The sequence below is a fragment of the Paenibacillus sp. FSL H7-0943 genome (assembly GCF_037963265.1).
GTDB lineage: Bacteria > Bacillota > Bacilli > Paenibacillales > Paenibacillaceae > Paenibacillus_AQ > Paenibacillus_AQ odorifer.
The window spans coordinates 4,282,930-4,306,288 of sequence record NZ_CP150148.1 but is presented as its reverse complement, the minus strand read 5'-3'; the positions used below and the strand labels follow the sequence as shown (position 1 = coordinate 4,306,288).

Below are 23,359 nucleotides of genomic sequence, written 5' to 3'. Positions count from 1 at the left end.
CTCACGCAAAGCCTAATATAGGGCGATACTTTGCGTGAGGTGCGATGGATGGATATATCGCCCAACTTAATTTTATCGTTTCTATAAATGGGCTTTGCACCTTATGAACTTTTAATATAAATAAGGGGCTGAAAAGCGATGTGTACACCATTTATTAGAAACCATCAATATAACTTAATTAAGAAACAAACGAAATTTGTTCTGCATACCCTGCGAACCGTTGCGGATCGTAGAGTCTTGGAGACTGTAAGATATAGTGCTGCTACGAACATTATTGAGGCATTTCCTTCTCTTACGGAGAATCACAAGCAGATGCTGGAACAAATATCGACCTTCGAAACTGCAGAAGATTTCCAGAGATATCTTAGTGAATTAGAACCATACCTAGAGTCATATCCGACGATTACGCTGAAGCAGATTCAGAAGCTATTCCCTAAGAATAAGAAACTGAAAGTACCTGATCTACAACTCATCGACTATCGCAACATAACGTATTTGAGTTGGATAGATATTGCCAGTAATAAATTATTCATTATCTATCCGTACGAAGGACAGTTCATTGGTATTGAGGGTAGAATCACACCAACGCACAAAAAAGGGTACTGCATGTTCTGCAATCGGCATCAAGAGCTTGCATTCTTTTATGTTAAGACCAAGAATGTGAACGTTTCGCCGGATAATATTTCTGCTGTGGGTCAATACGTATGTCTGGATAATCTGGAATGTAATCGGAGCATAACCGATACAGCTAAGCTTGAGAGGTTCATTCTCTCTGTCCGCAAATAATGTTTAGAAAAGGCTCCCTTAGTGGGAGCCTTTTTTGTTAAAAATATTGTCAGGATATAGACAATCCGTTTCATTGAAGCAATGGGGCACGACATTAGTGGATATAATGAGATTCAAGGGCCGAATGAATAATATAAGCGTTTACAAACAGAGAATTCGAGTGGTTATAAAAATAGTCAGAAAATTTCCATATGACGTGCTTTGTTACTTAAGCTATAATGAGGTCTAAAAAAGAAAACGGGGCGTTATAATGAATCAAATGAAGGGTAACAAAAATCTTCTCTCGGAGAAGGAGGAACGCTTCTCTTCCGCGGGCTTTATTTTTGCCGCCATCGGCAGCTCGGTTGGGCTAGGGAATATGTGGAAGTTTCCTTATATTACAGGAGAAAATGGGGGGGCAGCTTTTTTCCTGCTTTTCATCGTCTGTTTAGTGCTGATAGGGTTACCGGTGCTATTGGCAGAACTGGCTATCGGACGCAGCGGGCGTGGTAGCGCGGCGACCTCTTTTATGCGGGCTGGAGGCGCGAAGAGTTGGTTTGCAGCTGGAATGTTGCAGGTACTTGCGCCGTTTCTAATTCTCTCCTTTTATATTATTGTTGCTGGCTGGACGCTGAACTATTCGATGATTGCTTTTAATGGACAACTATTCAGCACTACTGATTATGCAGGCGAATTCAATTCGTTTGTCTCCGGATATATGCCGATCGTTTGGCAGGGGATAGCCATTCTGATTACGGCGGGTGTAGTCATCCTTGGCGTATCAGGCGGGATTGAGAAATTTAACAAAGTATTAATTCCTGGTATGGTCGTACTCCTTGTAGTGTTAATGATTCGCGCAGTAACCTTACCGGGTGCATCCGCAGGGGTATCTTTTTTCCTAAAACCGGACTTTTCAGTGTTGACAGCGGAATCTGCGCTAGTTGCATTGGGACATGCCTTCTTTTCATTATCGCTCGGGATGGGGATTCTCCTGACTTACGGATCTTATGTTGATAAAAAACAATCGCTGGGTACCGCTGCAATCGCAATCGGTGCAGGAGATTTGTTATACGCGTTTATCGCAGGCTTGATTATTTTTCCGACGACGTTCTCATTTGGTATTGCTCCTGATCAGGGGCCTTCGCTGATTTTTATCGCTTTGCCAGCCGCTTTCTCGGCTATGCCTTTTGGTGCGCTCTTCGGCGGTTTGTTCTTTATCTTGCTGGCGATTGCTGCTCTAACCTCAGCTGTATCGCTGCTTGAAGTGCCTGTATCCTTCACAATGGAGCGCTGGAATTGGAGCCGGAAACGTTCGGTTTGGATTTTGACGCTGATCTGTTTCCTTCTTAGTATTCCTTTAGCGATGTCACTGGGAATGTTCCCGGAGCTAACAATTGGTGGCAAATCTCTATTTGATGGGCTGGACTTTATCACCTCTAACATTATGCTGCCGCTTGGAGGTCTGCTGATTACCATCTTCGCCGGTTATTTCTGGAAAGGTGCAGCGGAAGCCGCTGGACTACAGGCGCGCTGGTTCCGTGTTTGGCTGTTTATGCTCCGTTATGTGGCGCCGATCCTAGTGTTCCTAGTGCTGCTCCATACCTCGGGGATTATTTCCTTCTAATTCTGAAATTTATTTATCCAAAAATAGCTCTACAACCCCTGAGGGTTGTAGGGTTTTTTTGTGTTGAAAAGAGGGGATTAAATTGATTTTTAATTCCTACTTGACTAGGTGGAATAATTGGAATATAGTATAAAAAAGCTTGAACGGTATGGAAGGGAATGTAACTAACCAATCCATTCTTAACTAATAATTGTATACAATTATACAAATATATTATTGGGATTCGGACCCCACAGATTATCGATGAGGAGCAGTATAGAAATGGCGATACGATCACGAAGGTTATCAAAGGATAATACCTACTATGAATTAAAACAAAAAATTATTGATAGCGAGTTTGAACCGAATCAACCTGTAAATGAAGAAAATTTGGCGGCCTTGCTCGGGGTCAGCCGCACACCTCTAAGAGAGGCGATACAGAGACTGGAGAACGAGGATTTTCTGGTTCGACAGCCAAATGGAAGACTGCGGGTAGCTTCAGTAACCCTTAAAGAGGTTGAAGAAATATTTCTTATTCGCAGCATGCTTGAAGGCTATATTGCAAGAAGTGCAGCTAAGCATGCCACAGAGAAAGATATTGTGAATTTAACGACGATGATTACAAAAATGAAACACTCGTTCCAGCTTGGTGATAATCAGAATTTTGTTACATATGGATTTGAGTTCCATGATTATTTATCAGAAATCAGCGAACTAAAAACCTTCGAGAAGGTTCTGAATCAATTAAGAGATCATTCGCTTCGTTATTGTCGATTCGTCTCTATGCATGGAGATTGGAACACACAAGCGGATGAAGAACATGATCTTATTTTACAAATGATCGCTGCTAAAAATGAAGATGGTGCTGAAAAAGCCATGCAAGATCATATTTTAAGCAGTCTATCGACTGCGCTTGATCGCATCAAAGGGATTGAAGAAAAGCTGGAAGCATAACGAAAGGGGAGTACGTCACCTATGAAACCACTGACTGAAGTTGAGCAAGCTTTAGCTAATCAATTAATAGAGGTTCGCAGAAACCTGCATCGTGAGCCTGAATTAGCGTATGAAGAGTTTAAAACCACAACAAAATTACGGGAATGGCTGACCCAAGCCAATATTCACATCCTTGACTTGCCTTTACAAACCGGACTCATCGCAGAGATCGGGCAGGGTCACGGACCCATAGTGGCCATTCGTTGTGATATTGATGCACTTCCCATAGAGGAACAAACTGAATTGTCCTTTGCCTCAGAGATCCCAGGAAAGATGCATGCCTGTGGTCACGATTTTCACACGGCTACTATTTTAGGTGCTGCATTATTATTAAAGGCTCGTGAAAATGAACTACCTGGAAAGGTTAGAGTATTGTTTCAACCCGCGGAAGAAACAGGGCATGGGGCGGAAAGCGTCTTAGCCTCGGGAGGACTCCAGGATGTGGCGGCTATATTTGGTCTCCATAATTCACCTGACTTGCCTACGGGAGCTTTTGGAACAAGAACAGGAGCTTTAACAGCCGGTGTTGACCGGTTTGAAATTACAATAAAAGGTGTCGGCGCTCATGCTGCTTATCCTGAAAAAGGTGTGGATACGATTGTAACTGCGGCTCAAATCATTACCGCACTACAAACCATCGTAAGTCGCCAAAACAGCACCACTGAACCAGTAGTGTTAAGTGTTACCCGAATTAATGGAGGCTTCACATGGAATGTATTGCCGGAAAAAGTCGAATTAGAAGGTACAGTAAGAACTTACAATGAAGAGATTCGCCGCAATATTCCAATACAAATGACTCGTCTTATCGAAGGGATTGCTGCGGGAGCTGGGGCAGAGGCCCAGTTACACTGGCATCCAGGTCCACCCGCAACGATAAATCATGGGGAATGGGCGGACTTTACCAAAGAGATCGCCTCAGATTTCGGCTATGAAGTACATGATATTCCTCCACAGATGGGTGGAGAAGATTTCTCTTTTTATTTACAACAGATACCGGGTGCTTTTGTGAATATAGGATCGGGTCCAGCCTATCCCTTACATCACCCTCGTTTCGATGTTGATGAAGCTGCGATATTGCCAGCTGCTAAGTACTTCGCTTTATTGGCAGAACAAGCGCTGGTGAAGCTGCAAGAGGAAGCTTAATCCTAAAGATGATTGAGGGGAATGGAAATGATTGAATTAAAGAATGTTTACAAATCGTTCACTCGGAAAGGGACAACTATTGATGCTCTTAAAGGAATCGATTTAAAGGTCGAGAAAGGCGATATATTCGGGGTTATCGGCTATAGCGGTGCTGGGAAAAGTACATTAATTCGTTTAGTCAATTATTTGGAAAGACCCACCAAAGGACAAGTTATGGTCGCTGGACGTGATTTGGGAACATACAACGATAAAGAGTTGCGTACCGCTAAGAAAAATATCGGAATGATTTTTCAACATTTTAATCTATTAGAATCAAAAAAAGTATTTGATAATGTGGCGATCCCTCTAGTTCTCCTAAAAAAGAATAAAAATGAAATCCGCCAGCGGGTAATGGAGCTGCTAGAGTTTGTTGGATTAAGTGACAAAGCGGGGAGTTACCCGAGTGAGCTATCAGGTGGTCAGAAGCAACGTGTCGGGATTGCCAGAGCGCTTGCCTCGAATCCGTCTATCCTTTTATGTGACGAAGCGACCTCTGCCTTAGATCCACAGACCACACATTCTATCTTACAGCTATTAAAAAAAATCAATGCTGAATACAACATTACCGTGATGATCATTACACATGAAATGTCCGTGATTCAAGAAATTTGTAACAAGGTAGCGGTCATGGAAGAAGGCCGGATTATTGAGCAAGGAAGTGTTCTAGATGTATTCGGAAGTCCAAAACATCTGACCACGCAAAATTTCGTGAAGACGGTTATTCAAAATAGCATGACCTCTAGCGTGCGGAAATCTATCAAAACAGAACCCGGAAGTCAGCTGTACAAGCTTAATTTTGTGGGAGCAAGTGCCTCTGAGCCTATCCTGTTTGAAATGATTCGCTCCTGCGATATAAAGGTCAATATTTTATTTGCGAATACGACGGAGATTCAAGAAACAACACTGGGAACAGTGATCATTCAATTCGATGGTGAGGCAGCAGAGATTAACAATGCATTATCTTTCTTAACAAGAAATGGAGTCGGTGTAGAGGAGGTAGAATCTAATGTTTTCGACCACAGTAACAGGTGATCAATTTCTGCAGGCGATTATAGAAACAATTCAAATGGTAGGGTTCTCCTTGTTTGTTGGTTCCCTGATTGGGATCCCATTTGGGATATTGCTTGTCATCACTCGTCCGGGTGGGGTTTTGGAGAACAAAGCGCTTTACGCCGTACTAAATCCAATTATCAACATCATTCGCTCATTGCCTTTTATTATTTTACTGGTTGCGATTGTGCCTTTCACACGATTGATTGTTCATACTTCAATTGGGACAAGCGCAGCGATCGTACCCTTGATTATCTATATCGCACCTTATATAGGACGGTTGGTAGAGAACTCACTGCTTGAAGTGAATCCGGGAATCCTTGAAGCCGCTGAGGCGATGGGAGCCACTCCTTTTCAAGTCATTTGGTACTTTTTATTGCCAGAGGCGGTTGGATCCTTAATCCTGTCTCTTACTACAGCGACGATTGGTTTGATAGGTGCAACTGCAATGGCTGGAACGGTAGGGGGAGGCGGCGTGGGAGACTTGGCGATCGTATATGGATACCAACGCTTTGACACTGTTGTCGTAGTAGCCACCGTGATTATCCTCATTATTTTAGTGCAAGGTATTCAATCTTTAGGCAACACGCTAGCAAGAAAAATTCGCCGTTACTAGTTACTACATATTCTGGGAGGGACTCGACAGATGAGTGAATGGAGTAAGCAAGATCGTTTTAAAGCATTATTATCTGGAGAACGGGCGGATCGTCCAATCGGAAGTGGTTGGCGCCATTTTATCGACAAAGAACAAACTGCAGATGATTTAGCAGAAACTACGATTTCTTTTACGAAAAAATATGATTGGGATTGGGTCAAGATTAATCCAAGAGCGACTTATCTGGCGGAAGCTTGGGGGAATCAATACGATTTTACGGATTATCAGACCGTATTTCCGAGACAGCAAACGACGGCTATTCCAACAGCGGCTAGTCTGTGGGATATCGACGTCAAAAAGGCAGTCCAGTCAGCCCCTTTGGCAGAGCATTTAGATGCGGTTAGAAAAATTCGTCAAGGGTTACCAGACACCCCGCTAATCCAAACGGTATTTTCACCATTAACAGTATTGCTATTTATTGTAGGGCGTTCTGCTTACGTTACTAAAACGGTGTTTGGTATTGAGCACCCGGTAACTTTGGAATCCTTGTTTAAAGAACATCGAGCGGCAGCACATCATGCGCTACATGCGATTTCCTTAACCTTAGCCGATTATGTACAAGAGTTACAGCAAGCGGGTTCTGACGGTTTGTTCTACGCAGTGACGGGCACAGCTCACCCAGGATTATTTGATGAAGCTATGTTTGACGAACTGTCCAGACCTTATGATTCTATTGTTTTAGAAGCAGCAAGCTATGGAAAAAACATTCTTCATACTTGTGGAGCCTACGCCCAGCCTGAGAAGTTTAACGATTATCGGATTGACGGGATCAGTTGGGATACGATAGCCGAGGGGAATCCAGGGTTAGAGGCAAATCTCAAGGCTACTAAAGTGGGTGGAGTCGATCATGGGTTGTTTGCGGTAAACGATATTGCCCAAATCAAGCAGCAGGCTGAAGATGCATTAAAGTTAATGAAAGACCAGCCGTTTATTCTATCACCAAATTGCGCAATCCCACTCAATGTGACGGATGAGGCGTTGGCACAATTTAAAAAATCTATATTGGAATAGGGGAAATAAGTATGAAAAAGTTAATGTTAGTGATGATGATAGGTGTTCTTGCAGTGTTGACGGCTTGTGGCAATAAAGAGGCGGGGGATTCTGGAGATAAGAAAAAGCTTACCGTTGGATTTGGTGTCGGAACCTATGAGGAACAATTCCGCCAATCGATTCTACCGATTCTAGAGAAACAAGGGTATTCCGTTGACATTAAAACCTTCTCGCAAAACATGCAGGTCAATCCAGCAATGAAGGAAGGCTCCATTGACGCAAGCATATTCCAAAGTACAGCTTATATGGAGGCCATTAACGAAGAAATCAATGCAGATATGGTCGGAATTGCTTATGTTCCAGGTGCTCCACAAGGTCTTTATTCTGTAAATCATACCACGCTAGACGATGTTAAAGACGGTACAACCGTAGCTGTTCCGAACGATCCGGTAAACCAAGAGCGTGCACTGCGTATTCTGGAAGAATTGGGTTGGGTCAAAATTAAAGAAGGGGCAGGCGTAGCGGATTTTAATATTAATAGTATGGAACCGGATAAATATAATATTGATATTAAAATATTGGACCCCGCTCAAATCCTTGTCTCCCTTCAAGATGTTGATTATGGCGTTGTAAATGGTAATTATATTGCTAATTCGGACAGAAAGATTACGGATGCTTTGAAAATAGAAAACACACCTATGGAACACAGAATTATCGTATCGGTTAATAAAAAGGATGAAAATTCTCAGTGGGCTAAAGATTTGAAAGCTGCTTATGAATCCAAAGAGTTTGAAGAATATATTCTTGGATTAGAAAAATATGATGGTTTCATTCTACCTGAAGCTTGGGACAACAATTAATTAAGGAAGTGAACGGAGTGACCAAAGAAAAGATTCATTTTATTGGTGGCGGACAGATGGCGGAAGCGATCATCCGCGCATGTATAGCGAATAACACCTTGTCTGTAAATCAAATTAGTGTATCGGATATTAATGAAACGCGTCTGCAGTTTTTGAATACCAAATACGGTGTAGATACGGAGAGTTCGCAAGAGCATAACCTGTCTACAGCAGATGTGATTGTAGTGGCAGTTCGCCCACAGGATGATTTAACTACCCTTGGTCAAAACGTACAACAATTCGCTACAGCTTCTGCCGCAATCGTATCGATTGTGGCGGGTGTGACAAATGATCAGTTAGCTGGGTATTTTGGAGTTGAACGGTCCATTATCCGGGTTATCCCCAATACTTTAACCGATACAGGATATGGCTATAGTGGTGTAGCATTAAATGCTTATGCTACTCGTGATCAAGTGGAGCATTTCCTACTCGGCTTTGGAAAAGTACAATATCTGGATGAGGCGTTAATGGATGTTTTCACTGGATTTGGTGTGGCGGGTCCTAACTATATCTATTATTTCATTGAATCTCTCGTGGATGCAGGTGTACTTGCCGGACTGCCGCGTGAGCAAGCCTGGAAGGTTGCACTGGAGAATATGATGGGCTCGGTAGCAATGCTGCAACAGACAGGGCTGCATCCACGACAGCTGCTGGATATTAATAATTCACCTGGCGGTGTCGGCATGCATGGCTTGTACGAATTAAACAACAGTGATTTCGCAGCGGGTCTGCAAAGAAGTGTTCTGGTAGCCGTAAAACGTACTACTGAGCTGGGAGTGAAGTAATCATGGCAACGATGAAATGGGATCATTTAGTTCACTATGTCAATGATTTGGCCAAACCGGTTGAGATCTTTGGAGCTCATGGATTGGTTGCTTTTAAGGGAGGCTCTCATAAAGATTGGGGAACCTATAATGCCTTAAGTTACTTTGGGCTAACCTATCTCGAGTTTCTGGGCATTGAGAATCTTGAGCTGGCAAAGGCAACTGAACATAATTTAGTGGTGAAAGATGCAGTAAAACTTCTACCAGAACATGAAGTTCTAAGTAGAGTAGTCATCCGGACGGATGATATTGAAGAAGTAGCGGCTTCCCTGAAAGCAGCAGGCTTATCATTATCTCCAATTATCGATGGTAAGCGTCTAGATAACGAGGGAAGATTAATAGAGTGGCGGATGATGACCATTGCTGGTGACTTTGGGGGACTGGTCTATCCGTTCATCATTCAATGGAGCGGAACGGATACAGAGCGAGTGGAAAGATTAACATCATCTGGAGTCATTAAGCCTCATCCTGCGGGAGAAGTCGAAATCGTGCGTGCTGTATTCCATGTCTCCGATCCTGAAGCTGCAGCCAACCATTGGGGAACGATATTCGGACTGCCAGTTACGAAGTCAGAGGATGATACCTTCAGCCTTAAGATTGGCGATAGATCATTTGCTTTCGTGCAAGGAGACGAGAACCAATTCAAGCAGGTGGTTTTTGAAACGGATTCGTTAGACCTGAAAGGGAAGACGATTTCGATTGGTGATGGGGAGTATGTTTTCGTTTAAGGGACTAGTATCTTTATAATTTTAGAAATAAAGACTTACTTGAAGGGATCGATACCTCGAGTAAGTCTTTTTGCTATTCACCGAAGGTACTAATGATTCTGGCATTTTTTTGTTTTAATAAATTTGTAAGATTTATTGAATTCCATTATATGGTACGATATCCATGGTATAAAAGGAGGTGAAGATAATCGGTGCAGAACAAAAATACGTGGCCCATTTCCACTCCGGATAAGCTTAGTGTGGATCTAGCGCAGATAAAAAACCTTGATTATGCCTCTAAATTTATATTACTATAGACATTTTTATCTTGTCTGTCACTATGGATTTTGATAAACATAATGGATAAATATAAATATTACATATGGAGGTAATTACGGATGAAAACTCACTATTACTTAGATTGGTTTTATGATAAGGGTTTTTCTGAGAAGCTAGTCAATGTGTTGCATGAGGATATAACAGACAGAAAATCGCTGGTTATGATTAGCGCTGAATCGTCTGATTTTAGTGATGAACAAGTTAATATTGATAGTGTTTTTGAAAGGACATGGTTTAATCAGGCTAACATTTATTTTGATGAATATCATTTCATTGATGACCGCACGCAGAAGGAAGATGCCCAGCGATTAATTCAAAACGCCTCTGTCGTTTTTTTATGTGGTGGAACCGCTCGGGACCAAAAGCACCTTTTGACGGAATATGAATTATCGGATTTGATTAAAAAAAGCAATGCTGTTGTAATGGGAACAAGTGCTGGTGGGATGAACATGTCTGATGAATATGTGGATGAATGCACTGTTTGTGAAGGTATGGCTCTTAATCACTTTTCTTTTGAAGCTCATTTTGATCATGATAACACCGCGATGATTGAGGAGCGTTTCCCTTTATCGAATAAAATGGATATTTATGTGGCGGCAGACAAAGATGGTGCTGTACGTGTGAAGGGCAACAAAATCGACATTATAGGCAATGTATATTTAATTTCCCACTCAAAGATTCAGAAATTGGCTGAGACGCTCTAATTATGGTTGAGTGGTTGTGACACTGACGGTTAACTGAATGGTATTTGTTTTCAGTCCCTACTTGACAGCACCTTAAGAGCTAATCGGGTTGATTAATCCTGCGAACAAGGAAGATTTCCCATAACGCGCATACGATGTTGAAGTCATCAGCATTCGATCTTGAATTTATATCATTCGAGATCCATGTAAAGTTATCGGAATCTGCGATGGTAAGGATATGAATTTTCAAGTGAAGAAGCGTTTGATACACTGAGAGGAGAAATCAAGTCTCTTTTCTTATATACGGGGTCTAGAAAGGAGTGAATAAGCAATGGAGTGGAAAGGTGATGCAAAGGCCAATAAAAAAAGAGAGTCTCAGTTCACTGAGGAACTATCGGAGTCACAATTATCGGCTTTAGAATATGTTACGAATTACGCGCGAACTCGAAAAAGTGAAGCAGTTCAGACCATCCATGAAATTCTTCAAATGTCTAATGTGGATCGGGAAGAGTTTGAAGATGCTGTGGTCAAAATAAAGTCACATGCGAAGATTGCTCTACATTTCCATCCAGATCGACTAGATCCGGTAAAGAAAAGTGTTGCAGAGGCGCTATTGGAGCAAGGTGTGTACAAGAGCCAATTTGAGACCTTGTTATCCAGTGGTAGTGTATCAGCCTATTCTGGCGGTCCACGTGATTTGTGGGAGGAAAGACTATTTGGAGGGGCATACCAACAAGAGGGTGCTTCGAATAGCGAACGCCCTAAATATGGCGCTCTTGATTTGATGCGTCATTCGGATGGGCCAGCTCCGCGCTTTGGCTCCTGCTATTTCCTCCTATTCCCTGAGGTTTCTTATCGCAGTACATACACCTATATGGATTCGCATCAAAACCCTGTACAGAAAGGGACATATGCAGAATTTGATGATATGATGGCGGCATTACTAGAGGAGATTTTCTTAAGAGATTCCGCTCTAGGGGAAAAAAATCTTCAATCACAAAAATTAGTCGACCATCTTCGGGTCAACCTCACAATGCCGTTTTCAGACCCTTCAAAGGGTGAAGCTAAACGTAATCTTAACCACTATATTGAAGCGCAAGTTCATGGAAACATCCGTCTAAAGGAAGATGTGGAAATCTTAGTAGCCGATCCTTCATTCAAGGGTACTCCAACAGGGCAAGTCCTGGAGCAAATATGTTTACAGTATGCCGTCCAACTCTATTGGCACATGGGATTCGCGATGTGGGTAGACGAAGTGCCTTCAGATTTTAGAGGGCCTACGATGCCCTCCTTGGCTAAGCGTATTGCTCATGACGGTTATATCGATACGAGCATGATTGGATCTGCTGCTATGCACTTAAAGCATGATCCTTCAGCATGGCGGGACCGAGGAACCGAAAAAGAAGTACTTCAAGAATTAAAACTCTTATGGCATGTTTTGGTAAAGTACGGAAAGCCGCTCCGAAACTTTAAGTTGTAAGAAGCCTTGGTACGCTTGAAGTTATGGGCATTTAAGTAAACAAACAAATAAATAAGCGAATTTCCCTCCGTATGAGATATTTGACTTGTCATTGATGGGATGTTTGGGTGAATCAATAGTAAGAAGCTTCTGCCAAAGGAATTGGTGGGAGTTTTTTTGCATGTGGAAATTTTCTCGATTTGATAGATTTACAAAATATGGAATATATGCTATCTTATCTATGAAAGCGCATCCAAGAGATGGTATATTGAACTTTTATTTACCATATTTAACATAGGGAGGAAAGGTGGAAATGAAAAATTTGCTCAAGAAGGCAATCACAATGATGCTGGCATTTACTCTGCTGCTTGGATTGATGACAGCGCCGCCCGTTCATGCAGACAACGCACTTTTCACAATTGAAGGCGAAAACGCTCAGCTCACCTCCGATCTTCAAGTGACGACCCAAATTTACGGACAGCCCAAACCCGGATACTCCGGAAGCGGATTTGTCTGGATGCAGAATTCCGGTACAATTACCTTCACAGTGACTGTCCCGGAAACCGGCATGTATACGATCTCCACACGTTATATGCAGGAGCTCAGTGCTGACGGAAGACTTCAATCTTTAGCCGTTAACGGCGTTACGAAGGGTTCGTATATGCTACCCTATTCGACCACGTGGTCGAATTTCGATTTTGGTTATCACAAGCTGAATCAAGGCAGCAACACTATTCAACTGAAGGCCGGCTGGGGTTTCGCTTATTTTGATGCTTTCACGGTGGATTATGCCGATCTTGATCCCCTGGATGTGCAGCCTGTTCTCAGCGATCCTCAAGCCACATCAGAAACTCAGCTGCTGATGAATTATTTAACGGAGGTTTACGGCAATCATATGATCTCCGGTCAGCAGGAGATTTACGGAGGCGGAAATGATGGCAATTCCGAGCTGGAGTTTGATTGGATTCACAATTTGACCGGAAAGTATCCGGCCATCCGCGGATTTGATTTGATGAATTACAATCCGCTTTACGGCTGGGAGGATGGTACAACCGCCCGGATGATCGATTGGGTGAATAACCGGGGCGGGATTGCGACAAATAGCTGGCATATCACTGTACCCAAAGATTTCACCGCCTATCAGCTCGGGGAATTTGTGGATTGGAAGAAAGCCACCTATAAGCCGACAGAAACCAATTTTAATACTGCTAATGCGGTAGTTCCAGGTACGAAAGAATACCAATATGTACAACTGGCTATTGAGGATTTGGCGGAGCAACTGCAGATTCTGCAAAATAACAATGTGCCGGTTATCTTCAGACCCTTCCATGAGGCGGAGGGCAACGGCGGATTGAATGGGGAAGGTGCATGGTTCTGGTGGGCTTCCGCTGGCTCGGAGGTGTACAAGCAATTATGGGATCTGCTCTATACCGAACTTACAGAAACGTATGGCCTGCACAATTTGATCTGGACCTACAACAGCTACGTGTACAGCACTTCTCCCGCATGGTATCCCGGCGATGATCAGGTGGATATTGTAGGCTATGATAAATACAATACGATCTATAACCGCTATGACGGTTTGTCTGGTGTCCCCAATGAGGACGCAATTACCTCGATTTTCTATCAGCTTGTTGATTTAACAGGCGGTACGAAAATGGTAGCCATGACGGAGAACGACACCGTTCCAAGCGTTCAGAATCTGACAGAGGAAAAATCGGGCTGGCTCTATTTCTTACCGTGGTATGGTGAGCATCTCATGAGTTCCGCCTTTAATTATCCGGCCACCTTAACAACGCTGTACCAAAGCAATTATGTAATCACGCTCGATGAGCTGCCTGATTTGAAGGTTAACAATCCAATTCCAAGTGCGTCTATCACACCTGCAAACGTCGAATTTGATAAAAATGCCTCCAATCAGAATGACAAAGCCATCACCGTGAATTCAAACGGCAATACGTTAACCGCTCTCCGGACAGGCGCCAATGCATTGACAGCGACTCAGGATTATACCTTGAGTGGAAATACGCTGCTGCTCAAAAAAGCATTTCTGGCGACACTGCCGGTTGGCGAGCATTCGATCATCTTTGATTTTAATAAAGGACAAGATCCCGTATTAAAAGTGAAAATTGTCGATTCCACGCCAAGCGCATCCATTGCGCCCGTGAGCGCTGCATTTGATAAAGCAGCGAATCTAGCCCAGGATATTTCCGTAGCCCTTACCTTAAATGGACACCAGCTTGCAAGTATCACAAATGGAAATTCCACACTTTTAGCGAGTCAGGATTATACGGCATCAAGCGCTGCTGTTGTTCTGAAAAAATCCTATCTTTCCACGCTGCCGCTGGGACAGAATACCCTAACCTTTCATTTTAATGGAGGAAATAATGCTGTTCTTACAGTGAACGTAGCGGATAGTAGTGTTCCAGTACCCACTGGAGATTTGACGGTCCAAGCTTTTAATGGCAACACAAGTGCCTCCACCAACGGGATTTCACCCAAAATCAAAGTAGTCAATACCGGTGATTCAGCGATTCAACTAAGTGATGTGAAGGTCCGGTATTACTATACGATTGATGGCGAGAAAGATCAGAGTTTCTGGATCGACTGGGCCAGCATCGGAAATGCGAATGTAACCGGCAATTTCGTTAAGCTGGCGACTCCTGTTGCCAGTGCAGATTATGTTTTGGAAATTGGTTTCACGAGTTCGGCTGGAACACTTAATCCAGGTCAGAGCGCAGAAATTCAAACCCGTTTCTCCAAAACCGACTGGTCCAATTACAACCAGGCTAATGATTATTCGTTCAAGGCATCCAGCAGTCAGTTCATCAACAATGAACAGGTCACCGGGTATATGAATGGTCAGCTTGTGTGGGGGATTGAGCCGTAAGCTTTTAATGAAAAAAGGTATCTTTGTGTAATACAAAGATACCTTTTTTCATTTTGGGAAGAAGCAGGGAGTGCAATGGAAGAACCATTTCTGAAGTAGCCAGATTGCTCGATGATCAGTTTCTGGAGAAGGAAAAGCTTGAATTGAGCGAGATTACCATCGACTGTGTTGGCTATTTTCAGAACAGGAGCAAAGAAATTTTGTTAAAATTAGGGATTTAGGTGCTTCTGTGGAATTTTTGTAGTCAGTCGCGATTCTCCTGAGTCGTTCCTATGGTGTGCAATGTCGCATTAATCCGGCTGCAATGTCGCAAAAGTACATGGAAATAGAGTATGAAGATAGATTATACTCGCTTTATTGATCTGATAATGAAAATCATTATCATACATAAGGGGGAGTCAGCATGAAAAGAACAAAGAAGAGGCAAGCAACCGGTAGAAAGGTAGATGCTGCCCAAAAAGCAGGACTATTAATGATATGGATGATGGCACTGGTACTTGTGCTAACGGCTTGCGGTACTGGAGGTGGAGCAAATGCGGGCACTGCCGCACTGCCATCTGCTTCAGCCGAGCCGTCACCTACATCTGAGACACAGGCTCAGACTACAGCCTTCCCGGTTACCATCTCGCATATGAAGGGTGAATATACGCTGACTGAGAAGCCGAAGGTCATCGCCGCGCTTGATGTGAAATTCGTCGATCAATTGTTAGCGATAGGCGAGCATCCGGCAGGCAGCGTTGTGGCTGGAGCGAAAGATGCAAAGTTTCCAGAATATTTAAGTGAACAATTGGGTGATGTGAAGGTCCTGGGCACACGCGATGAGCCCAATCTTGAAGCTATTGTAGCGATGAATCCGGATCTTATATTGATGACCGACTTTCAGGAGCAGGTGTATGACAGCGTCAGTAAAATAGCGCCCACAATAGTACTCGACTTCTATGAAGATTGGCGGGATACATCGGCTACCATCGGTATGATAACGGGAAAGCAGGCGGAGGCGAAGGTAGTGCGTCAAGCCTACGAGGACAAAATCGTCGGACTACGGGAGCAGCTGTCGGCGAAGCTGGGCGACGAAACGGTAGCTCTGATTCGCCCAAGACCGGAAGGTATTCGCGTACACGGTCCCGAACATCGGACCGGAAGCATTCTTTATGAGGATTTGGGATTGAATATCCCTACATTCGTTCAGGAGATCAAAGATGATACCTCCGTTGAAATTTCGATGGAGACCATCGCTGATATCGGAGCAGATCACTATTTCCTGTTATCGGATGAATTGTTTGCCAAAGAGGCAGAGGCAATGGCGAACAGTCCGGTCTGGAAATCTCATGATGCCGTTAAAAATAACCGCGTATACAATGTGAATTCAACGCTATGGATCGCTTATTATGGGCCAATTGCCCTCAACATTATTGTAGATCAAACCGCGGAAGCGCTGTTGGGATCGCATTAAAATGGACAACTATCTGTCGTCTGTCACCTGGAAGCAAATGGCGGAGGAATACCGTCTGTGGGTAGGTGAACCGCCTGAAGGCAACGTTCGGACAATTGCCCTTAGCCAGTTGCACGAAGAAGCTGCATGCCGCGAGTATGTAAGCTGGCTTAAGGGTTATATCGGTGCGCCTGATATGCAGGTTGCCGCTTCCATGCTGGCCAAGCGGATCGGTTATCTGTGGATCGCGCCGATGCTGACCGCTATGACCCTTCATAACCGGGAAGTCTCCATCCCGCTGGAGAACAGCTTCCTCTATCATCCGGCTTCCCCAGCTTTTAAAGGGGATACGCGTTTTCCTTTCCTTGCGCTGAACGGGCTTCGAGCGACGGCGGCACCGGAAGACAGGGAAGCGTGGCGAGAAGAGATCGTAGAGGAAATTTTCGCGGTACGTCTTGCGCCGCTGCTGCATACGCTTGCTGCAATTGGTCCCGTCTCCATGGCAGTACTTTGGGAGAATATTATGGTACGTATTGCTCCGCTGTATTCTCCTAGAACAGGTGAATTAGGGCAAGAAAGGCAACGAATACAAGCAGATTTTGCCTTCCTGACCCGGATAGCTCCCGGACAATTGTTCGGCGCAAGACGCAATCCATTTACCCGGTTCACAGAGAACAATGACCTAGCTCCGGTTGCAAAAAAGAAACGTATCACCTGCTGTTTTTATTACAGGATGTCGGCGGAATATTGCGGGAAATGTCCGAAAATTGACAATGAGAATGAATCTCAATTAAAATGACAACAGCAACGCATTCACTTTTGTTGCGGACGCGCTTTCACTAAAGCATGTAATCCTATTCGAGTGCGCCCGTTTAACAGAGGATGCTATTGTCAGGAGATGAGAGAAATGCCGCTGAAAGAACAGGCAAGTTTATGGAGTGATACAACGATCAAGATGCTTGATGTGCGCAGCGGTACTTTGCCACCCGGCGGCGTTATGAGCGAAACCGGATTAACAGCCAATGTGTTGCTGCTGGCAGGCGGCGGGGAAGGTAGGCTTGTGATGAATGGCGAAATTTGCCATATCCAGGCCTATTTCGCTTGTCACGCAGTCAAGGGATCAGCATTTACTTTGACTGCTGGATCAGAAACCATTCATTATACCGTTATTATGTACAAGGCTTTTCCAATGTTGGGGGCTGCCCATGTTCTGTTTCCGCAGCGCAATCACCCGTTACGCACTTCATTTGTTCACCGTCCTGTGCTCCTGGCTGAACTGCATCAGACTGCGGAACAAATCGAAGCCAAATGGAGCCGGGGCGAAGGGCTGGAGCGTTTCCATGCGAATGCGCTACTGCAAGGAATGCTTTACGAGCTTATTATGGAGTATGAATGTGGTCAGAAAGGCACAGAGGCGGATATGGTGGATGTTGTCGCTGCCTATATAGCGGGGCATTATCGTCAGGAGCTGGAGCTTAAGGAGCTGGCAGCGCTTGCCGGATGCAGTACAAGACAGTTACAGCGGCGATTCAAACAGGAGAAGTTACTAGGACCGATGGAATATGTAATCCAGCTGCGGATGGAGAGTGCCGAGCGGATGTTGCGTCATACGGATGCTCCCATCGGCGAAATTGCAGAAAAAACGGGCTATCGCGACATGTATTACTTTAGCAGGGCATTTAAGAAATATCACGGAGTTCCCCCGCAGATCTACAGGCGCACTGCTGCTTCAGGGATCGGTGCTCTCTCAGCATATTCTGGGCTGCCGGATCGCCTGGCCTCATCGTACCAGTCGCTGCAAGGCCCGGTAATTTGTCATATGCGAGGCGAATATTGCGTCACCGCTTCTCCGAGGCGTATCGCCGTACTCGACGTTCAATATGCAGACCATTTGCTTGCGCTTGGGATATCTCCGGCAGGGAGTGTAGGAACGGGTAGTGCAGCGTTAAAATTCCCCCAATATATCAGGGAAAGGCTTAAGACAACGGAAATGCTCGGAACTTATGAGTACCCGGACCTGCAAGCTGTTGAACGGCTGCGGCCGGATTTGATTGTCTGTACTGAGGTGCATGCTCAGCATTATGAACGGTTAAGCCAGATTGCGCCAACCCTAATGTTTCAACGGAATGAGAGCTGGCAGACGATTCTGGGCCTGTTCGGTGAATTGACGGACAAGCGGACAGAGGTGGAGCGTATTATTGCGGATTACCTGCGCCGAACAGCATTGCTGTCTGAGCAGCTTGCAACGGCGCTGGCGGGTCAGAGCGTGGCCTTGATCCGTCCGCGTGAGTCGCTGGTACGGGTGCATACTGCCTCCCATCGCACAGGTGCCGTGCTGTACCGGGATCTTGGTCTGCCAGCTCCTCTATTTGTCGCAGACACTTCCGACACGGCTTATCATATTACAGTTGATAGACTGCCGGCTGTGCATGCCAGCCATTATTTTTTACTTAGTAACGAGATGATGCAGGAGGGGATATCTGCGACAGAGCAAAGCGTCCGAGGGATGTTGGATTCCGATGAGCGGCCGTATATATACCCGGTAGATGCCGCTACATGGATCGGCTGCTACGGACCGACAGGTATCAATTACATTGTGGATCAGGTAGCCCGTACCTTGCTGGCCTGAGCGTATCTAAGAGAATCCCCTAATTTCAGGCTATTTTTAGCCTAAACGTGAACAGCTCCTGTGATTATCACAGGAGCTTGTTTGTGCTGTGGATTATTTTTTGTTGGGATAGCATTTAGAATTATCTGTCTGACCTAAAATATAGTCGATGCTTACTTTATAGAAATTAGCTAGCGTAATTAAAACGGCGCTCGGAACATCCAAAATTCCATTTTCATAGCGGGAGTAGGTGGCTTGTGTAATATGTAAAAGCTCCTCTATTTGTTGCTGTGTCAGATCTTTGTCTTCGCGTAAATCACAGATTCCTGTGTACAATGCTCATCAGCATAAGAATGAAATCCTTTGAAAACTGCGATATCTACTCATTCTTTAAATTTAACTTTTAGAGTAAGGAGTTTTTTGGTTCGTTCTGTTTAGTAAATAGTCAGTACTCGTCTTATGATAATCTGCTAGCTTAATCAGAATGGCCGTGGGAATATCAACATCACCGCGTTCATAATTACTATAAATCCTCTGGCTGCATTGCAAATACTCTGCCATTTGGGTTTGAGTTAAATCTTTATCTTCACGCAAATCTCGGATACGTTGATACATACTAAACACCTCCAAGGCAAGCATATCTTAGCGAATTATTCGCTATTGATTTTTAGCGATAAATTCGCTAAGATGATTGAAGAGATGATTTGGGAGGGATGACTGGTGAGTCTTTTGGAGGATTTATATTACGGGAAAATCTGTCCAAGTGAACTTTTGTGTTTACGCGATCCCGAGTATATACAGAACTCCAAGCTAATCTCAGAGTTTATGGACATCCTAAAAGCAAAGTTATCTATAGAAGACTTTACTATGATTGAACAAGCCTTGGATCTGAGTGGCATGCAGAACTCTATCTCATCCGCTTCCGCCTATACTCTCGGATTCAGAATGGGGGCTGCTATGATAATAGAAGTATTAGAACATAAGGATGAACTTATACACTCTAAGGGAGAAGCTATGTCTTGAAAAAATAAAGATAGAGCTATTAGAGGGTAGAAATCGAGAAGAGGAGAACAAAAATTGAACAATATTCCAAACCGCATATGTTGATAGACGAACTTCTTCAGGCAGAAAGTTGGGGCATTATTCAAGCGAAGTTGGTTCCTGCTATTAAGGAAGCTATCGCTATGGGAGAGGTTGAAAAACTCTCTAAACTTAGGACTAAGATTCCATATTCTTTCGAAAATTCATTAAAGCATTTGAAAAAAGCGGAGCGGGAATTCATTCGAAACGGATGACGGAAGTGGGGGAACCTCTTAACATGCGCTGGTTATATGAAAAAGATAATTTGACGATCAGTTTTACCGTAGTGAGAAACTAAGCCAGTCGGAGGCGTAGTTGATATACCGATTAGCTCTCTTTCTTCGCTTAGGACGGATAAAAATATCGGTATCAGAAGCAGTGAAAAGGATATCATTGCAGCTATCCCTGAGGCATCCCGCAGCGAAAAGAAAGTAGATGGTGTTGTTAACTATTGGGTGAACGTTATCAAGCTTGACGAAGGATTCTATCATCCTTCCCTTGCCTTTGTCGTCAAAGAAGACAAGGTTGAAAATCTAGAGTTAACCAAATTACTTATTGATCTGAGTGAATAAAGAAGGCAGGCTCACATGGCCAGCCTTCTTTATTTAGCTTTACAAGGCGACTTCTTTTTTGTGACCAGCTGGATGCTCCAATTGCTTCATTGGCTGCATAAATTCCCGTTAGAACTGATCCTCCTGTTTCTAAGATACCCTGGTTGATTACCGGAAGCAGCTTATAGCCTAGGGTCTTTTTTTTTTGGTGCCTGTAAAATCGGGGCTTGACCATTAAGGGCAGGGCCTTCTTTACGTTATTCCAGACCATTGACAATTATTGTAAAGATGGTGTATTGTAAGTGATAAGTAGTAAGTAGTAAGTAGTAAGTTAATCAAACGCTCACCATACGGAATAAATATCATCCTGTAAATACGAATTAATGGATAGGGGTGGATGGTTATGATGGATCTTAAATTAGCACCAAGTTTTTCATTGATCGCGCTTAATGCACAGAGAAGTCTTCAGATGACTACTGTTAAGAAAGTGTCTTTGCGCTGCATGGCAGCAGCGGTTATATTGGAGCTTTACTTAGAGGGATGTTTTACACAATCTGAGAACAAGTTAACTTTGCACAAGGAAGCACTTGATCAATCTCATTCAACACTCTATAGAGAAACTGTTCTACAACCCTTACTTCAAAATAGTGCTGAGGTAACGGGTGACCTAAATTGGTGGTTAAAGAAGGCTTCGAGGAAGTCTAACCATCAATTAAAAAAGTTCGAAACTGCGATTTCAGATTATCTTCAAGCAATGAATTTGCTTGAAGATATACCAAGCCTGATAGGGAGCGACATGTATTTTGATTCTGCTGAAGTTGAAATTAGAGCCTATCGCAGTAATATGGAGGCGTACACGAGCATTACAGAGAATATGCGGGCAGAGATTTTGGAAGAGGGCCCAGTAACAGATCAGGTCATTTGTATGCTATGGCTACTTCGTGAATGTGGATGTATGCATGATTTCTTCTCGCTGAACGAATTAGAAGAGGTGAATATCAAATTACATGATCTATACCAAAGTAACTTATGGGCAAAGGCGCTGTTTCCTATACAAATTCGCCAGGGAGTTGAGTTAGGTATCAAACGTTTTTTAGCATTGAAGACAAAGTTTGCGAAGACTTTTATCGGCAGCAGTCTCAATCTTATCTTTCCTGCCCTTGAGCGATCACGAGCTGTCTTTATAGAAACAGAGTCCTGGTTTGATAATTCTAATCAAAGGTTAGACGCAGTTATTACAAGATTAATGTCCTATGGACATGAAGTTAAGGTGCTGGAGAGAGGATCGATTGCGACTCTTAAAATTGATAATTTGCTCTACGATGCGATCCCACATTTTGTAATGATGAAAGTGCCAATTCAAGGTGTGCGTCTTATTCCGAAGCGCCCGCTGTAAAGGAGTTGGTTATCAATGTCTAGACAACGATCCATGGAGAATATTATGGCGTCAGAATATGTATCGATAGGGGAATTAGTAAGAATCACAAATGCTCGTTATAGTACACTCAAACATTATACAGAAGAAGGCATGCTGCCCTTTGAACAGGCAGAGGAGAATTTAACACGCAGATATAAAAGAGAAGAAACCGTCGCGCGCATTCTTTGGATCAAAGAAATGAAAGCAAACGGTTTATCTATCCCACAAATTAAAGAAGCTTTAGGAATGAATTAAATTCCCCTTATCCTTGCAGTCAAATCTAAACCTAACTCCGCGGGAGCTTCCCCCCATACTGCGCGCGCAATTGCTGCAATTTATCCAGCTTGCTTAGACTACTGTCCCTATTCGCTAATCCCACTCCAAGGATCAGATTCTCAATAATATAGGTGGGGCCAACCATGGAATGGAACTCCCAAACCTCACCTCTCCCCGCATAAAGTACGATATCTGCATCTTGGGATCGCGGGTAGACAAGTCTATCTGTGATCAGGATAACCTGGTAATTTGCTTCACGTGCATGGTTCAGTATGACTTCAATCTCAGGCAGTATTTGTACAAACCCAAACACAAGCAAGACATCTTGTTTGTCAGCATGCATTAAGGTCTCTAGCAGCTCATGGCCGCTGGGGGCCATTTTTTTCATTTGAAGACCAAAACGCGCCATTCGATAGATCATTAGCTCTGCTAATCCGGCGCAAGGTCCAGGGCTGTATACATAAATAATCCGAGCTGTAGATATCGCATCTACTGCACGCTTTAGTACATCGTCGCTTAAATAGCGGCGTGTTTCTTGCAAATGATGTGAACAATTGTCCAGCAGCAGTTGAGGGAGTGAGGTATCGTCTGATCGCTGCATGGCATCACGCATTTTTACAGAAGGTGTGGATTCAAAGCGGAAACGGAGCCGGTTTTTAAAATCTTTGGCATGTTTGTATCCCGCAGCTTTCCAGAACCGTGAAACAGAGGCGATGCTCAAATGCAGCTCGTCTGCCATTTCTTGTTCGGTCATATAGACCACACGTTGCTCATTTTTTTGAATAAAGTCGGCAATTATCCGTTGATTAGGCGAAAAAGCGCGATGGTTCCAATCTTTATACAATCTCTCAATCCTCCTATGATGATGCGATAGATAGAATATAACGTGTGAATATGTTGTAAATATTTTTACAACGTTAAAAATATTGAAAAAAATATTACTCTCATTTAACAAA

General features: G+C 43.7%; 22 protein-coding genes. 19 read left to right on the top strand and 3 right to left on the bottom strand.

Going from position 1 to position 23,359, the window contains the following annotated elements:
• Nucleotides 1-138 precede the first annotated feature (138 nt).
• From NSQ55_RS18855 to NSQ55_RS18780, 16 genes are all read left to right on the top strand, one after another.
• On the top strand, nt 139-786 hold the full coding sequence (locus NSQ55_RS18855) for a FusB/FusC family EF-G-binding protein (RefSeq protein WP_076179940.1): 648 nt from the start codon (nt 139-141) through the stop codon (nt 784-786).
• 250 nt (nt 787-1,036) lie between these two features.
• Complete coding sequence (locus tag NSQ55_RS18850) at nt 1,037-2,389, top strand: sodium-dependent transporter (RefSeq protein ID WP_339168493.1); 1,353 nt, start codon at nt 1,037-1,039, stop codon at nt 2,387-2,389.
• Between the two features lie 261 nt (nt 2,390-2,650).
• Entirely contained in the window at nt 2,651-3,322 is a 672-nt protein-coding gene (locus tag NSQ55_RS18845) for a GntR family transcriptional regulator (protein ID WP_052097124.1), read from the top strand.
• Between the two features lie 21 nt (nt 3,323-3,343).
• Complete coding sequence (locus NSQ55_RS18840) at nt 3,344-4,504, top strand: amidohydrolase (RefSeq protein WP_280753068.1); 1,161 nt, start codon at nt 3,344-3,346, stop codon at nt 4,502-4,504.
• Nucleotides 4,505-4,531: 27 nt separating this feature from the next.
• A complete protein-coding gene (locus NSQ55_RS18835) occupies nt 4,532-5,575 on the top strand; it encodes a methionine ABC transporter ATP-binding protein (RefSeq protein WP_036688670.1) in 1,044 nt (347 codons plus the stop codon).
• Complete coding sequence (locus NSQ55_RS18830; RefSeq protein WP_036688669.1) at nt 5,550-6,209, top strand: methionine ABC transporter permease; 660 nt, start codon at nt 5,550-5,552, stop codon at nt 6,207-6,209. Before NSQ55_RS18835 ends, NSQ55_RS18830 begins: the two co-directional genes overlap by 26 nt.
• A gap of 30 nt (nt 6,210-6,239) precedes the next feature.
• Nucleotides 6,240-7,259 carry a uroporphyrinogen decarboxylase family protein gene (locus NSQ55_RS18825; RefSeq protein ID WP_076127146.1) on the top strand — a complete coding sequence of 340 codons (1,020 nt, stop codon included), beginning with the start codon at nt 6,240-6,242 and terminating at the stop codon, nt 7,257-7,259.
• A gap of 11 nt (nt 7,260-7,270) precedes the next feature.
• Nucleotides 7,271-8,098 (top strand): MetQ/NlpA family ABC transporter substrate-binding protein, encoded by an 828-nt coding sequence (locus NSQ55_RS18820; RefSeq protein ID WP_076141012.1) that lies wholly within the window; start codon nt 7,271-7,273, stop codon nt 8,096-8,098.
• A gap of 17 nt (nt 8,099-8,115) precedes the next feature.
• A complete protein-coding gene (proC, locus tag NSQ55_RS18815; protein WP_339168487.1) occupies nt 8,116-8,922 on the top strand; it encodes a pyrroline-5-carboxylate reductase in 807 nt (268 codons plus the stop codon).
• A 2-nt stretch (nt 8,923-8,924) separates the two neighbouring features.
• On the top strand, nt 8,925-9,689 hold the full coding sequence (locus NSQ55_RS18810) for a VOC family protein (RefSeq protein ID WP_339168485.1): 765 nt from the start codon (nt 8,925-8,927) through the stop codon (nt 9,687-9,689).
• A 377-nt stretch (nt 9,690-10,066) separates the two neighbouring features.
• Complete coding sequence (locus NSQ55_RS18805) at nt 10,067-10,711, top strand: Type 1 glutamine amidotransferase-like domain-containing protein (RefSeq protein ID WP_076182759.1); 645 nt, start codon at nt 10,067-10,069, stop codon at nt 10,709-10,711.
• 310 nt (nt 10,712-11,021) lie between these two features.
• Nucleotides 11,022-12,170 carry a DUF3626 domain-containing protein gene (locus tag NSQ55_RS18800; protein WP_339168482.1) on the top strand — a complete coding sequence of 383 codons (1,149 nt, stop codon included), beginning with the start codon at nt 11,022-11,024 and terminating at the stop codon, nt 12,168-12,170.
• A gap of 292 nt (nt 12,171-12,462) precedes the next feature.
• Nucleotides 12,463-15,039, top strand: a complete 2,577-nt coding sequence (locus NSQ55_RS18795) for a glycosyl hydrolase (protein ID WP_339168480.1) — start codon at nt 12,463-12,465, stop codon at nt 15,037-15,039.
• Between the two features lie 403 nt (nt 15,040-15,442).
• Nucleotides 15,443-16,492, top strand: coding sequence for an iron-siderophore ABC transporter substrate-binding protein (locus NSQ55_RS18790; RefSeq protein WP_076309706.1), 1,050 nt, complete (start codon nt 15,443-15,445; stop codon nt 16,490-16,492).
• A 1-nt stretch (nt 16,493) separates the two neighbouring features.
• Nucleotides 16,494-17,270: an IucA/IucC family C-terminal-domain containing protein gene (locus NSQ55_RS18785; protein ID WP_076307712.1), complete on the top strand. Its 777-nt coding sequence runs from the start codon at nt 16,494-16,496 to the stop codon at nt 17,268-17,270.
• Nucleotides 17,271-17,378: 108 nt separating this feature from the next.
• Complete coding sequence (locus NSQ55_RS18780) at nt 17,379-19,100, top strand: helix-turn-helix domain-containing protein (protein ID WP_339168477.1); 1,722 nt, start codon at nt 17,379-17,381, stop codon at nt 19,098-19,100.
• Nucleotides 19,101-19,193: 93 nt separating this feature from the next.
• On the opposite strand, the gene NSQ55_RS18775 is transcribed toward NSQ55_RS18780, so the two are convergent.
• Complete coding sequence (locus NSQ55_RS18775; RefSeq protein WP_339168475.1) at nt 19,194-19,415, bottom strand: helix-turn-helix transcriptional regulator; 222 nt, start codon at nt 19,413-19,415, stop codon at nt 19,194-19,196.
• A 60-nt stretch (nt 19,416-19,475) separates the two neighbouring features.
• Nucleotides 19,476-19,694, bottom strand: a complete 219-nt coding sequence (locus NSQ55_RS18770) for a helix-turn-helix transcriptional regulator (protein ID WP_076100339.1) — start codon at nt 19,692-19,694, stop codon at nt 19,476-19,478.
• Between the two features lie 105 nt (nt 19,695-19,799).
• Here NSQ55_RS18770 and NSQ55_RS18765 point away from each other — a divergent pair, with 105 nt between their 5' ends.
• From NSQ55_RS18765 to NSQ55_RS18755, 3 genes are all read left to right on the top strand, one after another.
• Nucleotides 19,800-20,102: a DUF6809 family protein gene (locus tag NSQ55_RS18765; protein ID WP_076127124.1), complete on the top strand. Its 303-nt coding sequence runs from the start codon at nt 19,800-19,802 to the stop codon at nt 20,100-20,102.
• A 1,011-nt stretch (nt 20,103-21,113) separates the two neighbouring features.
• Nucleotides 21,114-22,106, top strand: coding sequence for a hypothetical protein (locus NSQ55_RS18760; RefSeq protein ID WP_339168474.1), 993 nt, complete (start codon nt 21,114-21,116; stop codon nt 22,104-22,106).
• A gap of 15 nt (nt 22,107-22,121) precedes the next feature.
• Complete coding sequence (locus NSQ55_RS18755; RefSeq protein ID WP_036688642.1) at nt 22,122-22,382, top strand: helix-turn-helix domain-containing protein; 261 nt, start codon at nt 22,122-22,124, stop codon at nt 22,380-22,382.
• Nucleotides 22,383-22,413: 31 nt separating this feature from the next.
• Here the strand turns inward: NSQ55_RS18755 and NSQ55_RS18750 are convergent, their stop codons facing one another.
• Entirely contained in the window at nt 22,414-23,247 is an 834-nt protein-coding gene (locus tag NSQ55_RS18750; RefSeq protein ID WP_076127116.1) for a MurR/RpiR family transcriptional regulator, read from the bottom strand.
• Between the last annotated feature and the right edge of the window lie 112 nt (nt 23,248-23,359).

Coding starts and splice junctions, on each gene's coding strand:
- NSQ55_RS18855 (WP_076179940.1), top strand. CDS start 139: ATGTGTACACCATTTATTAGAAACCATCAATATAACTTAATTAAGAAA.
- NSQ55_RS18850 (WP_339168493.1), top strand. CDS start 1,037: ATGAATCAAATGAAGGGTAACAAAAATCTTCTCTCGGAGAAGGAGGAA.
- NSQ55_RS18845 (WP_052097124.1), top strand. CDS start 2,651: ATGGCGATACGATCACGAAGGTTATCAAAGGATAATACCTACTATGAA.
- NSQ55_RS18840 (WP_280753068.1), top strand. CDS start 3,344: ATGAAACCACTGACTGAAGTTGAGCAAGCTTTAGCTAATCAATTAATA.
- NSQ55_RS18835 (WP_036688670.1), top strand. CDS start 4,532: ATGATTGAATTAAAGAATGTTTACAAATCGTTCACTCGGAAAGGGACA.
- NSQ55_RS18830 (WP_036688669.1), top strand. CDS start 5,550: ATGTTTTCGACCACAGTAACAGGTGATCAATTTCTGCAGGCGATTATA.
- NSQ55_RS18825 (WP_076127146.1), top strand. CDS start 6,240: ATGAGTGAATGGAGTAAGCAAGATCGTTTTAAAGCATTATTATCTGGA.
- NSQ55_RS18820 (WP_076141012.1), top strand. CDS start 7,271: ATGAAAAAGTTAATGTTAGTGATGATGATAGGTGTTCTTGCAGTGTTG.
- NSQ55_RS18810 (WP_339168485.1), top strand. CDS start 8,925: ATGGCAACGATGAAATGGGATCATTTAGTTCACTATGTCAATGATTTG.
- NSQ55_RS18805 (WP_076182759.1), top strand. CDS start 10,067: ATGAAAACTCACTATTACTTAGATTGGTTTTATGATAAGGGTTTTTCT.
- NSQ55_RS18800 (WP_339168482.1), top strand. CDS start 11,022: ATGGAGTGGAAAGGTGATGCAAAGGCCAATAAAAAAAGAGAGTCTCAG.
- NSQ55_RS18795 (WP_339168480.1), top strand. CDS start 12,463: ATGAAAAATTTGCTCAAGAAGGCAATCACAATGATGCTGGCATTTACT.
- NSQ55_RS18790 (WP_076309706.1), top strand. CDS start 15,443: ATGAAAAGAACAAAGAAGAGGCAAGCAACCGGTAGAAAGGTAGATGCT.
- NSQ55_RS18785 (WP_076307712.1), top strand. CDS start 16,494: ATGGACAACTATCTGTCGTCTGTCACCTGGAAGCAAATGGCGGAGGAA.
- NSQ55_RS18780 (WP_339168477.1), top strand. CDS start 17,379: ATGCCGCTGAAAGAACAGGCAAGTTTATGGAGTGATACAACGATCAAG.
- NSQ55_RS18770 (WP_076100339.1), bottom strand. CDS start 19,694: ATGTATCAACGTATCCGAGATTTGCGTGAAGATAAAGATTTAACTCAA.
- NSQ55_RS18760 (WP_339168474.1), top strand. CDS start 21,114: ATGATGGATCTTAAATTAGCACCAAGTTTTTCATTGATCGCGCTTAAT.
- NSQ55_RS18755 (WP_036688642.1), top strand. CDS start 22,122: ATGTCTAGACAACGATCCATGGAGAATATTATGGCGTCAGAATATGTA.